Source organism: Streptomyces sp. NPDC059668, assembly GCF_042734135.1.
Taxonomy (GTDB): Bacteria; Actinomycetota; Actinomycetes; order Streptomycetales; family Streptomycetaceae; genus Streptomyces.
Genome location: NZ_JBHWEL010000053.1, coordinates 51,114 through 65,314, shown reverse-complemented (window position 1 = coordinate 65,314; position 14,201 = coordinate 51,114). Strand labels below are relative to the sequence as shown.

Sequence of the window (14,201 nt, the reverse complement as noted above, 5' to 3'; positions counted from 1 at the left end):
GCGCCCCGAAAACACACAAACACTTTCAGGAGCCCACAGGATCACTGGCGCAGCCCACTAGTCCCGGTGGGGCGGGAGGGGCCGGCGGATCTGGGCCGGGCGCCCGGCCCTGATCCGAAGGGTATGGGCCGGGGCGGGTTGCCCCGGCCCATTGCCCTGGCCACTGAGGTCAGGGTTCCTGGCCGGAGAGTTAGCCCTTGACCAGGTTGAGGACAAGACCCACGACGAGGAAGTAGCCCAGGTAGGAGGCGAGTACCACGCCCAGCATCGCCAGGAGCTTGACGGGTGTCCCGAAGGCCTTGCGGGCGAGGGAGAGGTTCGCGAAGACGCCCGCCGCTCCGATGGCCCCGCCTATCGCCCCGCCGATCGGCAGCAGGAGGATCGGCGCGATCGAGAGGACCAGCTGCCACCAGACGAGCCCTCGGAACTTGGCCCACTGATCCGGCTTGCCGAGTGGGTTCTTGTTGAGGTCGGGGTGCTCCATGGGCGGGAACCTTCATTCTCTTCATCGTGATCTTGCTGAGCCGTCAGGATGCGGCTACCAGGCCCGCCGGGCAACGACGCGCCGACAACGGTTTGCCGAACACTCGGCTGTCAACGGCCGGCTCGGCACCCTTGCTCGCGGATTCGATCCGCCCGAGACGTGTGCTTCGGATCAACCCGCGATGTCGGGCGCCTCAGGCCTGATCAGACAGACACGGCCAGGCCGGGATTGTCGGGGTCTGGATCAGTAATGGCGACTGTAGGGGTGGCAATCCGGCGGAGGCTTGTCCATCAGTACGCAGAACAGCTTTTCGGCGCGCTATCCCCGTTTGGGACTCCGACATCCGTATTGTCGTATGCGCCCGGCCCGCTGACAGGACGGCAGGGCATGCGGTCCCGCGCCCCGGTCGCAAGCTGCGTGGGACCGCCCACACCTCTTGCTGAGGTGGCTGTCAGCCAGTTCGACGAGGGGTAGCGGCCGACGCAGCTCTCCCTGCTTGACCGTTGGCTCACCCACCAAGGGGCTGCGTGCACCGCTGTGGAATCCGCACCCGGACGTGGACCCGGCCGACAACGGTTTCCGTCGCTTTCGTGTCTACGGGCTGGCGTATGGGCCGTCCCCGAGTGTCGGTGCGGAAATCGGACGAACTGGGTGTAGAGGTGTGGAGAGCGGAGGCCTCTTACAGGAGCAGCGCCCACTCGCCTCACGGCACCAGGAGGAGCGCCATGGCCGCCTGTGGACATGCATGACCGGTGGAATAGCCCAACTCGCAGGCGGGATGGGCTTTGACGCGGCCCTCAGCGCCGCCGCCAAGCGCTACCGGCTGTCGCCATCCGTTGCGACCGCTCCGCCGGCGACACCCGCGCCGTCGTCAACGTCCTGGTTATGCTCTCCTACCAGCACGCTGCCAGCGCCAAGCCCGCGGCCGCCCTGTGCCTCGCCGAAGCCGTCGTCGACCACACTGCGCGCAACCTGTCCATCGCCCGCGCTCTCGGGCATGGGAACTCTGTCCACCGCGAATGCCGTGGCCGGCGACACAGATGCCTTCCGCAACGCTGCCGCCTGCTGCAGCACCGCCGCGACGACGACCCGTCAGCCCTGCAGTATTTCACCGCCGAACAGGTCGCCGCCCAAACGGGCCACGTGCTCGTCGAGCTCGCCACAGCCAATCCTGGCGATGCACGATGGCTTTCCCTGAGGTCAACGAACGGCTGTCCCCATCCGCCGACAACGGTCCCATCTGCAGTTTCCAACGCTTGGCCCTGCTGCATGGCATTCCTTCGCGTGCGCCCACGTCCTCGCGCACGACACCGAAGCAACCTTGCAGACGCTGCCATGGCGGGCCGACCACGCGTCAGGTTCCGGCGACGTCGAGTTGGCGAACAAGCCCCGACGGGCGGCGCAGATGATCGCGGCGGCCGTGGACGTTGGAGTGCGTGGATCGGGCCGGCGGCTACGGCACGATGTAGTTCGCGGCGCGGAACAGTTCGTACCATTCTGCACGGGACAGCGGCACGTCCGATCCGAGGGCGGCGTCCGCGACGCGCTGCGGTGTGGTGGTACCGATGACCACCTGCATCCGGGCGGGGTGCCGGGTGATCCAGGCTGTCGCGATGGCCAGGGAGGGCACACCGTACTTCGCCGCCAGACGGTCGATGACGGCGTTGAGGTCGGGGTGGCGCTCCGAGCCGAGGAACGGTCCGTCGAAGAAGCCGGCCTGGAAAGGTGACCAGGCTTGCACAGTGATGTCGTGCAGGCGGCAGTAGTCGAGGAGCCCGTCGTCGCGGCTGACCGACTGGTCCAAGCCCTGCATGTTGGCTGCGACGCCTTGCGCGATGAGCGGGGCGTGAGTGATCGACAGCTGGAGTTGGTTGATCACCAGTGGCTGACTGACATGGCGTTTCAGCAGGTCGATCTGCCGGGGGGTGTGGTTCGAGACGCCGAAGGTCCGTACCTTGCCTGCCGTGGCGAGATCGTCGAATGCACGTGCGACTTCTTCGGGTTCGACCAAGGCGTCGGGACGGTGCAGTAGCAGGATGTCGAGGTAGTCGGTGCCAAGAGCCTTGAGTGAACCGTCCACCGACTCGACGATGTGTTCGTAGGAGAAGTCGAAGTACGGGCCCTCACGGACGATGCCCGCCTTTGACTGGATGATCAACTTTTCGCGCTGGGAGGGGGTCAGTTGCATCGCCTCGGCGAAACGGCGCTCGCATCCGTGCAGCTCGCTGCCGTACACGTCGGCGTGATCGAGGAAGGTGATGCCGGCGTCCATCGCGGTGGCGAGGAGTTCGCGTACCTCTGCATCGCTCTTTTCCTGGATGCGCATGAGGCCGAGCACGATGTTCGGGACGACCATTTCGGTGCCGGGGAGCTTGAACGTCTTCACGATCGGGTCCTTGTCCGTAAGAAGTATTTGGTGCGGGTGCCGCGCGCCTCAGGCCGCCGACAGGCGGGAAATCTGCCCGGGAGTGAGCTTGACGTCGGTGGCGGCCGCCGAGTCACGGATGCTTTCGGGACGCGAGGACCCGGGAATCGGGATCACCACGGGCGCGAGGGCAAGCTCCCACGCGAGCGCCACCCGGTAGACGCTGACGCCTACCTCGTCCGCGACCTCTCGGAAAGCGGTCTGTTGTGTCGAGAGTTCGGGCGCCTTCGCTATGCCGCCCAGCGGACTCCAGGGCAGGAACGCGATCCCTAGTTCGTTGCAGTGTTCCAGCTCGCGCAGGCTTGAACGGAATCTGGGCGAGAACTGGTTTTGGACCGAGACGAGCTGGCCGCCCAGGATCTCGTTCGCCTCGTCGATCTTGTCCACGGTCGCGTTCGAGATGCCTGCCATGATGATCACACCCTCATCGAGCAGGTCACGGATCGCACCGATCGAATCGGCATACGGGACGCTCGGGTCGGGGCGGTGGAACTGGTAGAGGCCGATCGCCTCGACACCCAGGCGCTTGGCCGACTCCTTGGCGGCCTGTTTGAGATGAGCCGGATTGCCGTTCACGGCCCAACTGCCATCGCCGGGCCGCAGGTGACCCCCCTTCGTCGCGACGAGTACGTCGTCCGCTCCCCGGCCATACGCGCGCAGAGCCTGGGCGATGAGCTCCTCGTTGTGTCCGACTTCGCCGGCGTCGCGGTGATAGGCGTCCGCCGTGTCGATGAGCGTGACACCGCGGTCGAGCGCGGCGTGGATCGTCGCGATCGATCTCCGGGTGTCGGGGCGTCCCTCAATGGACATCGGCATGCCGCCGAGCCCGATCGCCGACACCGCCTGTTCTCCGATGGTGCGTTGCTTCATCGAACGTCTCCTCTGGATGCGGCAGACAGGTGGTTGGGACCTTCTTGCGCGGAAGCCTGCCTGGCCGAGCCTAGGAATCAATGGTTCGTTCGTCCAACAGTTGCTACCCATGACATTGAGCAATGGAATGGATGAATGGATCTGCGGCAGGTGTACTACGTGCTGCGCTTGGCGAGGCAGAGGGGTCTGGTGCAGGTTTGGGTGGCAGGTTCGATCACGCGGCCTGGAGGGCCGGTGTAGTCATGACGGTTTCGAATTCGGCGGGTGTCAGGCCGAGCGAGGCTTGTCTACGGCGCCGGTGGTACGTCCGTTCGATCCAGGTCACGATCGCGGTCCGTTGACTGGCGGGTAGGGTGTACTCTCCCATCCCGATCTTGCAAGCCTCGCACGAGATGGCATTAGCAAAGTTCAAGCCCCGTCAGGCGCGTCCTGGCGGGGCTTCTGCACTGAGTGACGGCAGCAGTTGACGACAACGGCAGTGGACGGTGGCTCCGCAGGGCGGTGGGTCGTCGCCGTTGTCGTCGTGGGTTGACCCATCGTTGGCGGGTGGTCAAGGGCGTTCCCGAGTTCATCGATGGTTCACGCTGGAGGTGGAGCCGGGCGTGTGCGTACACCGTCGCGGTCACCCCGACGCGGGTGTGACCGACGAGTTCCTTGATGACGACAGGTTCGACGCCCTGGTCCGGGAGCGTGGTGGTGGGCTGCCGGAGGTGAACACGCGCGGGTTGTGCTGCCAGCCGCTCGGTGCCCGCTGCCTCACGGTCACGGTGCTGCCACTCGTGGCGGTGCTTCGGCGAGTGGAGGCAGCGGTCGGGGATGGTGTTGTGGCGCTCGGAGGTCCGAGTCTAGGCGGGCACGACCATGCAGCGCGCGCACCAACATAACCGCCCTCACCGCTTATACCTGGTACCGCAATATACCCGCGAGCGAGGGCTTGGCATTTTCGACTGCGAGGGATTTCGGGATCCGGCCCCCAGTTTTAGATCGCTATCAGCTCTTGGACTCCAGGTGTGTTGACCGTGCATCGGAGTAGCTCTGCCTTGGCAGTGTCAAGCCGTTGTTTGATTCGTACTAGTTCTGCCCCCCTCCTTGGGTTTTAGGCTAGTTGACGTCAAGATCGCGTTCGTGGTCTGATTGCAGGTCGGAACGCTCGCCTCTTCTTAGGGTATTCAGGCGAATCGACTCGAGTGTTGCGGTATGGAACTTTCTTCTATGGATAGGTAGTTGGTTAATTCAGTGAGTGATGTGACGAAAGTGAACCTTGTGGGCGTGGAAGGAGTTCCTTCCGTGGTTGCTCGTGCTATGGGCCGCGAGTGGTATAGGGAGCATTTGGCCAGTATGGATCCATTGCGGGGCGTGCGGCCAGAGGGAGCTCTGGTCGAGTACGTCATGGATGGTGAGATGGGTGCGACGGGACACCCGGTGTTGGTTCTGGCGTCCAACGGGCGCAGGATTGCGGCCCGTCTGGTGGACACGGTGATTGCGTTCGTTTTTGCGTGCCTTGGGTTTATGGCTGCCGCAGCATCGAGTGATGGGGCTGCGCTGGTGGTGTTGATTCCCGTGGGGTTCGCGGTGGGCGGCGTTGTTTACTTCCTACCGCTGGTGCATTGGTGGGGCACGACTGTCGGGAAGCGGCTGTTTGGGCTGCGGGTGGTCCGGCTTTGGTCGGACGGGACTCTGCCGCCATCATGGAGGGATACGTTCCTCAGAGAGTTCGACCGGGGGGCCTTTCTGGCGTTGCCTGTGTTGAACCTGCTGGTTGCCGCTATCCTGTTGGTCCAAATGTTCAAGGACAAGGCCGCTTACCACCAGAGTAAGTACGATCGAGCGGCCCGGACGGTGGTAGTGCGCTGGCCGGCTCGAACTGTCACTGAGCCAGTCGCGCATTAACTCGAAGTTTCGTGACGGTCCGCCGACGGAGTCGGTGGACCGTTTTCGTGCCGTGGGCGAAGGCTGTGCAGGCCCAGGGCCCGAGTGTCGCCTCGAGGTGGCGCCGGGTCCCACTGCTCCGCGTTTTGAGCTGCTGTCGTAGGGACGGGAATCGGTTGGTCAGCCGGGGTTCGGCAGGAGTGCGAGCCGCTCGAGAGCTGTGGTGACGTAGCTGGTCCAGGGCCGCCAGGCGGAGGATCCACCGACGGCCGGTGGTCATGAATTGTCCGGCCGTGGTGAAAAGACGAGCCGCAGTCGGCGGGGCTCCCAGAGCCTGGCCGTGCCGGTCAGTTCGAGCATCGGCATCCGGCCGGCAGGTCCAGTGCGATCTGCACGGTCTCCAGCCAGATCCAGTTCCGGGCGGTGTGGTGCAAAGGGAGATTCCGCAGTCCGGTGGCCCCGGCAGCCCGGATGTGGTCCTCGGCCCGGGCCCGCAGCCGATGACGGAGCTCGAGTTCGGCGATCGGCCGGCCGGAGGTATTGGTGGCGAAACAGGTCAGCCGCATGCCGTCCGCGTCCGTGAGCCTCAACTGAGCTGCAGGGTACGGCCGTTCCTTCCGAACGATCAGCCGTATGCCCTTCGGCCAGCCGCCCAGGACATCGCCGGTGAGTTCGGCGACCCAGGCGCCGTCACGGATCTCGCCGTGGGCCTCGACGGCGGGCGTCCAGGCCGACGCCGGGACCTTGCTGGCGCGCCACCTTCCTCGTCGTCACCGGCATCGGCGTCCTCGCCATCGCCAGTCTCGCCCTGCTCGTCCCCTACAAGCCGGTCCAAGCCCAGCAGAGCCTGCGCCGCGAACTGCGCCCCCTGCGCAAGCCCCAGGTCCTGCTCGGCCTGGCCACCGCCGTCTTCGGATTCGCCAGCGTCTTCGCCCTCTACGCCTACCTCTCCTCCATCACCACCGAGGTCACGCGACCGGGCGAGTCCTCCGTCATGTGGATCCTCGCCCTCGCCGGCGTCGGCATGACCATCGGCGTTGCCGCAGCCGGACCCCTCACCGACCACGCAGTCCGCCGCACTGCCTCCGCCGGCCTCGCCGCAGCCCATGTCGTCTTCTACCTCACCGCCCACATCCTCTGGATCGCACTGCGAATGGTCGTGATTCTCGGTGCTGTCGGCTTCCTCATGACCGCCTCCCTGCAAACCATGGTCATCCGCGCCGCATCCGACGCCCCCACCCTCTCCGCGGCCTCCAAGCACTCCGCCTTCAACCTCGCCAACGCAGGCGGCCTCTGGCTCGCCGGAGCAGGCATCGCTGCTGGCTGGGGCTGGGCCTCCAGCGCCCTCGTCTGAGCCGCCCCGTGAGCCTGACCGATGCCACGGGCGTGAACTGCGCGCGGCTGCGTTGGACTCGATGAGATCAGACTCCTCGAACGGGTAGGAACGGGTGTGCGGTTGCCGGCGTGGAGGAGCGGGATCGGGATGACGGTGGAGTTCGGCGTGCTGGGCAGTATCGAGGCCGACATTGACGGCCGGTCCACGACGCTGGGGCACGCCCGCCAGCGGGGCGTGCTGGCGGTGTTGTTGGCGGACGTCAACCGTCCGGTGACGACCGATCAGTTGGTGGACCGGATCTGGGGGGACAGTGCGCCGCGGCAGGCCGTGACCACCCTGCGCGGTTACCTCTCCCGGCTGAGACAGGCCCTGGCCGCCACGAGCGAGGTAGCCATCGCGCGACAGCCGGGCGGTTACGTCCTGAACGTCGCCGACACCGTGACCGTGGATATGCATACTTTCCGGCTGCTCCTGACCCGGGCCCGTGCCACCGCCGACGACACCCGTGCCGCGGCCCTGTTCGAACAGGCCCTGCGGCTATGGCGTTCGGAACCCTTCGCGACCTTGGACACGCCCTGGCTGAACGCCCTGCGCGACACCCTGGTCCAGGAGCAACAGGCAGCCCAACTCGACCTGGGCGACTTGCGATTACGCCTCGGACAGCATGCCGTGCTGCTGCCCGGCCTGTCGGCCCGCGCGGCGGCGCGTCCCCTGGACGAACGTCTGGCCGTCCAGTTGATTCTCGCCCTACACCGCAGCGGCCGTTCCGCCGAGGCCCTGGACCACTTCCACCGAACCCGCGGCCGACTGGGCCGGGAACTGGGCATCGACCCGGGGCAGGCGCTGCGGGACGCCCAGAGCGCGGTTCTGAGCCGGGGTACCGCCCCCACAACCACCCCGCGGCAGGCAGAATCGGCTCAGCCGATCACACCTCCCGCCCAACTGCCCCTGTCCGTCGCGGCCTTTACCGGCCGTGAGGACGAACTCGCGCGCCTAGACACCCTGCTGCCCGGTACCGGCAGGTCCGAAGCCAGCCCGGCGCGGCCCGCCGCAGTGGTCGTCCTGGCGATGTCGGGCACCGCCGGAGTGGGCAAGACCGCACTGGCCGTGCACTGGGCCCACCGGGTGCGCGACTCCTTCCCCGACGGGCAGTTGTATGTGAACCTGCACGGATTTGACCCCGGCGGCTCCGTGATGAGCCCGGCCGACGCAGTCCAGGGGTTCCTGGACGCCTTCGGGGTGCCCCCGGCCCGCATCCCGCAGGGCCTGGAGGCGCAAACGGGCCTCTACCGGAGTCTGCTGACCGGCCGGAGAGTACTCGTGGTGCTGGACAACGCCCGCGACGCCGAGCAGGTACGACCGCTGCTGCCCGGCGCGCCCGGCTGTCTGGCCCTGGTCACCAGCCGCGACCGCCTCACCGGCCTGGCCGCGACGGCGGGCGCCCAGTTGCTGACCGTAGACCTACTCACCCCGGCTGAGGCGAGGGATCTAATCACGGGCCGTCTCGGCGCCCACCGGACGGCCGCCGAACCCGCGGCCGTCGACGAGATCGTCGCCCGGTGCGCCGGACTGCCGCTGGCCCTGGCAATCACGGCCGCACGCGCCGCCGCGCGGCCCCGCCTGCCGCTCACCGCCCTCGCCCAGGAACTGCAAGAGTCCGGCGGCCGCCTGGACGCCCTGGACGGCGGTGACCCGGCAACCCGCATACGCGCAGTGTTCGCCACGTCGTACCAGGCGCTGAGCGGCGACTCAGCCCGCCTGTTCCGGCTCCTGGGACTCCACCCTGGGCCCGGCTTCACCGTATCCGTCGCCGCCTCCCTGGCCGGTCTGCCGCGCACCCGCACCCGCGCCCTGCTGACCGAGCTGTCCCGCGCCGGCCTCCTCACCGATCACGCCCCTGGCCGGCACACCTTCCACGATCTGCTCCGCGCCTACGCCGCCGAACTGGTCACCACCCACGACAGCGACGACACCCGGCGCTCGGCGGTGCACCGGATGCTCGACCATTACCTGCACACCGCCCACACCGCGGACGCGCTGCTGAGCCGCAAGGAGGACCCGCTCCGGCCGCCCGCCGCTGCCCCGGGGGCCGTCGTCGAGGAACTGCCGGACCCTGGGGAGGCCCTGGCGTGGTTCACCGCCGAGCACCCCGTCGTCCTCGCCGCCGTCGAACAGGCCCCTTCGGGTTTCGAGACCCACACCTGGCAGCTCGCAGCGTTCCTCGCCACCTTCCTCATCCGGCAGGGACGCTGGTCCGCCCTGGCCGCCGCCCATACGACCGCCCTCAACGCCGCCCGCTGCCACCACGACCGGGCCGGACTGGCCTACGCTCATCGAGGTCTCGCTTTTGCCCACACTAAGCTGAACCGCCCCGACGAGGCCCGCACCCACTACGCACTCGCCCTGGACCTGTTCAGAGAACTCGGCGACCACGCCGGCCAGACCCGCATCCACAGCCAGCTCGCCGAGCTGTCCTCGGACCTGGGCGAGCACCGATCGGACGAGGGCGAATTCAGATCGGACGACGGCGGTGAGCACCAACCGGACGCCGAGCGCCTCAAGGAACTCAACGAGGCGCGGCAGATCCTCGCCCACTACCAGGCCGCGCACAACCGGCTTGGACAAGCCATCGCCCTCAACCACATCGGGCGGATACTCGCCGGACTCGACGACCAATGGCCCTCGGCCCTCTCCCACAGCTGGCGGGCCCTCGCCCTGGTGGAGGAGATCGGGGATCTGCACGGCCAGGTCTGCACCTGGCGAAGTCTCGGGCACATCCACCGTCGTCTCAGCCGGTACGAGCGGGCCGTCGACTGCTACGGCCAAGCCGTTGTCGTTGTCCGTGGGACCGACGACCGCTACCACGAAGCCGCTTGTCTCACCGACCTCGGCGACACCCACGCTGCCGCTGGCCACCCCGACGCCGCCCACGACGCCTGGACCCAGGCCCTGGCCCTCGTCGACGGCATCCCCCTCCCGGACACGGCCCCCCTGCGCGTCCGGCTCCGCCACAACCTGGACAGGCGTACGGCCTGACCAGCGAACCGCTGTTCAAGGATTGTCCAACGTTTGTCCCAGCCTCGTCCGGCACTTTGGTGCACGGCAGCACTCGCTGCCCGACGCGAGAACTCACCCAAATGATCGGGAGGCAGATATGAGATACACATTCCGGCGCGCCAGCGCGTCGATGGCGGCGGTCGCCGCACTGAGTGCGGGAGGGCTGGTAGTGGCGGCGGCGGGGATCGCGTCCGCGAGTTCGTTGCTCACCGTGCAGACCGGTGCGGCCGTCTTCAAGAACACCAACCTGGCCGCCGGTACGGTCGGAGTTCCGGACCTCTGGGGTGGTGACCAGCTCCTGACCGACTGCTGGAGCACCGGTCAGAACCTGGGTCGGGGAAACATCTGGTACCACACCATCGACGAGCGCTACACCCACCTCGGTGGACTCGAGCTGACCGTCACCGGATGGACGTATGCGCCGTACGTGGACAACAGCGCCGCGGCTAACGGGTCCATTCCGCACTGTTGACCCTGTCCGCCCCGGCCGGCTCAAGGACTCGATCCGCGGGCCGGCCCCGGGTCGGTGGCGGACGCTGCCGTCTCGGATCCGGGCGCTGATGTCAAGCGGTGGCGGCGGACTGCGCCTGCGGCGACTAGGGCCTGTCCGATGGGTCCGTAGAGTGACGTTGCTCGACTTCTAAGCTGTGGCGCTATGGATAACCCGCTCACCCATGAGGCCAGTGCCTTCATCAATTTCCGGAACTACAAGTTCCAAGACCCGAGGTCATACGGTTACAGGTGGGTCGACATCAAGCATCTGCGGTTCCCGGCTGAGTCCGACGAAGCTCAGGAACTGCTCTCGGCACTCATCGGGCATGAACAGTTCCGGGACGACTACGCGGGCGGCGGAGTCCTGTCGGAGGGATCCAGGCACGGCCCGTATTGGCTGAGGCTGGTCGCCCCCGACGTCTACGAAGCCGTCAGCCGGGAGAGGAGCGCGGACATCCTGTGGGGGTGGGTGAACCAGTTCGGGGAGGTGCCCGCCGAGCTGGAGGCGGATCTGCAGCAGGAGGTGTTCGACCGCCTGGCGGTGGCCGACCAGATCTACTACCTGAGCGGGCTGGGGGATGAGTCCATTCACGACTGGGGGCGTGTGCACGAGCACTTCCATGAGTTCGTGCTCATCGACCGCTCAGCTGGACGGATCACTCTCCTCGTCGCGGCCGACGACTGAGTTGATCGGCATGGCTACTGCGGGAAGGGCATCTGAGAGGTCAGGGGCGGAGCCACAGGCGAAGCGCGGCCAGAGTCACCGTGCCGTGGAATACGTAGGCTCTTTTGTCGTACCGAGTCGCCACGGCCCTGGATCCTTTGAGCGCGTTGATGCACCGTTCGACCTCGTTTCTGCGGGCATACCGGGCCCGGTCGAAAGCAGTGGGACGACCTCCTCGGCTCCCGCGTCTTCGGCGGTTGGCTCGTTGGTCTCGACGCTCGGGGATCGTGTGCTGGATCTGCCGTCGTCGCAGGTACCGACGGTTTCGATGCGAGCTGTATGCCTAATAGGCGTTGAGGGCTGGGAGTTGGATCAGCTCTGGGCAGGGGTCGAGCGAGATGTCTTGCTGTATGCCGCGCTTTGAGTGCTTCGACAAGAGCGACGCGTGCGCGACCCCTGCCGCTTAGAACTCGACCGCCGTAGCGTGCCGTGGTTCGAGCCGTTCCCAGGGCCACCTCTTGATCAGCCGGAGTCGTGGAGCTCTTCACGAGAGCGAGGACCCTGAGAACAGCTGGGGCCACGGACGGCTGATGGGGTGGTGCGCCGACGAGCGCTTCTATTAGGTCGCCGAGTGGTCCTGCCGCGGCTCGACGCCAGCGGACAGCGACGTATCGAAAAGAGGCGTGCATGCAGGTGACCTGCGGAATCGACTGGGCCGAAGACCATCATGACGTGGCGGTGGTTGACTGCGACGCTCGCCTGCTCGGCAAGCTCAGGGTCAGCGACGACGCGGCGGGCTTCCAGGACCTGCTCCGTCTGCTCGCCGAACACGGCGACACTCCCGACGATCCGATCCCGATCGCGATCGAGACTTCACGCGGACTCATGGTGGCCTGTCTGCGGGCCTCGGGGCGCCAAGTGTTCGCGATCAACCCAATGGCCGTGGCACGCTACCGAGACCGGCACTCCGTCTCCCGCAAAAAGTCCGACCACCAGGACGCCGTCGTCCTGGCGAACATCCTACGAACCGACGCACAGCTTCACCGGCCTCTGCCGGGCGACACTGAGCTGGTCAAGGCGATCGCCGTCCTCGCCAGAGCCCAGCAGGACGCGGTCTGGGACCGCACCCGTGCCCACAACCGTCTGCGCTCGCACCTGCGCGAGTACTACCCGGCAGTCCTTGAAGCGTTTGCCGACAAGCGCGAGAAGCTACTGGCACGAGAGGCTCGAGCGATCCTGGCGATCGCGCCAAAGCCGCCAAGCTCGCCCGCAGCAAGCTCAAAGCCGCCGTCAAACAGGCTGGCCGCCAGCGCCGGATCGAGGCCGAGACCGACCGCCTGCTCGAGGTATTCCGCCGGACCTGGCTTCGTCAGCCGGCTTTGGTGGAGACGGCGATGGGACACCAAACACTTGCCTTGCTCGCCCAGCTCGAAGCCGCCTGCAAGGCCTGCGACGAGTTGGCGAGCGCCACCGAGGAGCTCTTCCTGCAGCACCCCGACGCGGAGATCATCACGAGCTTCCCGGGTCTCGCCGCGCTGACCGGCGCCCGGCTCCTCGCCGAAATTGGCGACGACCGCACCCGGTTCGACACGGCCCGCGATCTGAAGGCTTACGCCGGAAGTGCCCCCGTGACGCGCGAGTCCGGCAAAAGCCGCCACGTCAGCCACCGCCGGATCAAGAACAGCCGCCTGGCCGCAACCGGCCGGCACTGGGCTTTCGCCGCACTCACTGCCTCAATCGGCGCCCACGACCACTACAACCGCCGAAGGCAGACAGGCGATCGCTACTACGCGGCTCTCCGAAACCTTTTCAACCGCATGCTCGGCCAGCTCCACCACTGCCTGACCACCCGCCAGAAGTTCAACGAGGCAATCGCATTCGCCCCACCAAAACCATCACCACTCACCGCAGCTGCTTGACCCGATACCTGCATGGGGTGTCTTGTCCCCGCATGCGTGGTCCGGTCGTGTACGTGGGCGGCCACCGGCTGGACGCGGAACGCGGATGCGGTCCAAGACCGTGATCAACTGCGGCGCGTCACCCCACTGTCCTGGGGTTATCAGAACTGACAGTGGACGTCGGCTCCCGTCACTGGCCAAGTGAATCTTCGTCGTCAGGCCACCCCGCGAGCGGCCGACCGCCTCGTCGGACCGATGCTCTGCGGGGCGGCGTCGCCCCGGTACGCGGGCCGGCCGGCGACGAGCCCCGGCAGCATGCTGATGGGCCCGGCACACCGTGGAATCTACGCTCACCACACTCCAGTCGATCCGGCCCGCGGCGTCAGCAGCGGCGAGGACGGCGCGCAAGATCCTCTCCCACGTGCCATCGGCTGACCACCTGCGATGCCGGTCATAGACCGTCTGCCACTTCCCGAAGTGAGGTGGCAGGTCCCGCCACGGCAGGCCGGTCCGCAGCCGGAAGAGAATTCCATTGATCGTGCGCCGGTGGCAGTGCCAGCGCCCACCTCGTCCGACGTTCGTCGGCAGGTGCGGTTCCAGCTGAGCCCACTCGGCATCGGAGAGATCACCACGCCCCACACCAAGCGGAACGATTCACCCCTCGGCGAGTCACTCGACCCGTCGGACACGACCTAAGAGTCATCCCGTAATGAGATGTCGTCCGTCCGGTTCCTGTTCGGGTGGGCCGCCGGGTGGCGGCGTGCTCCTTATGAGGACGGCTGTTCCGACGTGGGCCTTGTGCCGCTTGGTTGCGGGTCGGGTCTCATTCGGGGCGGGCCGGTTCCGGTCGGTCGAGTTTCGTCGAGCAGAGGCCTGCGGTCTGGGAGTTCCCGGACTGGCGGCTGCCGCTTGGGTGCGGCCCCGGGTGGGGCGGGCACCGCGTTGCGGTTGACTCGACAGGGCTACTTGCAGCCCTGGTGAGAAAAGCTGTTGTGTGGCGCGGGGGGGGGGGGGGGGGAGGGCGCCCGCGCCCCCCGGGTAGGGCCCGCTGTCACCCACCCCGGCCACGGGGCGCATGCCCCCACCCCCAAGGAGCGCCCCCCCCA

Annotated in this window: 7 protein-coding genes and 6 pseudogenes; 6 read left to right on the top strand and 7 right to left on the bottom strand. The window is 67.1% G+C overall.

The features are described from left to right. Nucleotides 1–190: 190 nt before the first annotated feature. The 4 genes and pseudogenes from ACFV2J_RS30145 to ACFV2J_RS30130 form a co-directional block, all read right to left on the bottom strand. Nucleotides 191–484 carry a hypothetical protein gene (locus ACFV2J_RS30145; protein ID WP_385082961.1) on the bottom strand — a complete coding sequence of 98 codons (294 nt, stop codon included), beginning with the start codon at nt 482–484 and terminating at the stop codon, nt 191–193. Between the two features lie 1,453 nt (nt 485–1,937). Continuing rightward, entirely contained in the window at nt 1,938–2,870 is a 933-nt protein-coding gene (locus ACFV2J_RS30140; protein ID WP_385082960.1) for an aldo/keto reductase family oxidoreductase, read from the bottom strand. 48 nt (nt 2,871–2,918) lie between these two features. Further along, entirely contained in the window at nt 2,919–3,779 is an 861-nt protein-coding gene (locus ACFV2J_RS30135) for an aldo/keto reductase (RefSeq protein WP_385082958.1), read from the bottom strand. Between the two features lie 214 nt (nt 3,780–3,993). Continuing rightward, a pseudogene (locus ACFV2J_RS30130) lies at nt 3,994–4,116 on the bottom strand (IS3 family transposase); the annotation flags it as partial. Nucleotides 4,117–5,024: 908 nt separating this feature from the next. Between ACFV2J_RS30130 and ACFV2J_RS30125 the strand changes: the two are divergent. Next, the gene (locus ACFV2J_RS30125; protein WP_385082957.1) at nt 5,025–5,669 is read left to right on the top strand and encodes an RDD family protein; all 645 of its coding nucleotides are present in this window, start codon (nt 5,025–5,027) and stop codon (nt 5,667–5,669) included. A 159-nt stretch (nt 5,670–5,828) separates the two neighbouring features. Here the strand turns inward: ACFV2J_RS30125 and ACFV2J_RS30120 are convergent. Next, nucleotides 5,829–6,418, bottom strand: a pseudogene (locus ACFV2J_RS30120) (transposase); the annotation flags it as partial. Here ACFV2J_RS30120 and ACFV2J_RS30115 point away from each other — a divergent pair. The 4 genes and pseudogenes from ACFV2J_RS30115 to ACFV2J_RS30100 all read left to right on the top strand — a co-directional run. Next, nucleotides 6,397–6,999, top strand: a pseudogene (locus ACFV2J_RS30115) (MFS transporter); the annotation flags it as partial. The pseudogenes ACFV2J_RS30120 and ACFV2J_RS30115 overlap by 22 nt on opposite strands. Nucleotides 7,000–7,131: 132 nt before the next feature. Next, on the top strand, nt 7,132–10,020 hold the full coding sequence (locus tag ACFV2J_RS30110) for a BTAD domain-containing putative transcriptional regulator (RefSeq protein ID WP_385082956.1): 2,889 nt from the start codon (nt 7,132–7,134) through the stop codon (nt 10,018–10,020). A gap of 118 nt (nt 10,021–10,138) precedes the next feature. After that, nucleotides 10,139–10,513, top strand: coding sequence for a hypothetical protein (locus ACFV2J_RS30105; RefSeq protein WP_385082954.1), 375 nt, complete (start codon nt 10,139–10,141; stop codon nt 10,511–10,513). Between the two features lie 183 nt (nt 10,514–10,696). Next, nucleotides 10,697–11,218: a hypothetical protein gene (locus tag ACFV2J_RS30100; RefSeq protein ID WP_385082953.1), complete on the top strand. Its 522-nt coding sequence runs from the start codon at nt 10,697–10,699 to the stop codon at nt 11,216–11,218. Nucleotides 11,219–11,258: 40 nt separating this feature from the next. Here ACFV2J_RS30100 and ACFV2J_RS30095 read toward each other — a convergent pair. Beyond that, nucleotides 11,259–11,540, bottom strand: a pseudogene (locus ACFV2J_RS30095) (IS5/IS1182 family transposase); the annotation flags it as partial. Between the two features lie 344 nt (nt 11,541–11,884). On the opposite strand from ACFV2J_RS30095, the pseudogene ACFV2J_RS30090 reads away from it, so the two are divergent. Next, nucleotides 11,885–13,116 (top strand): annotated as a pseudogene (locus tag ACFV2J_RS30090) (IS110 family transposase). A 21-nt stretch (nt 13,117–13,137) separates the two neighbouring features. Here ACFV2J_RS30090 and ACFV2J_RS30085 read toward each other — a convergent pair. Then, nucleotides 13,138–13,734 (bottom strand): annotated as a pseudogene (locus ACFV2J_RS30085) (IS5 family transposase); the annotation flags it as partial. Nucleotides 13,735–14,201: the final 467 nt, after the last annotated feature.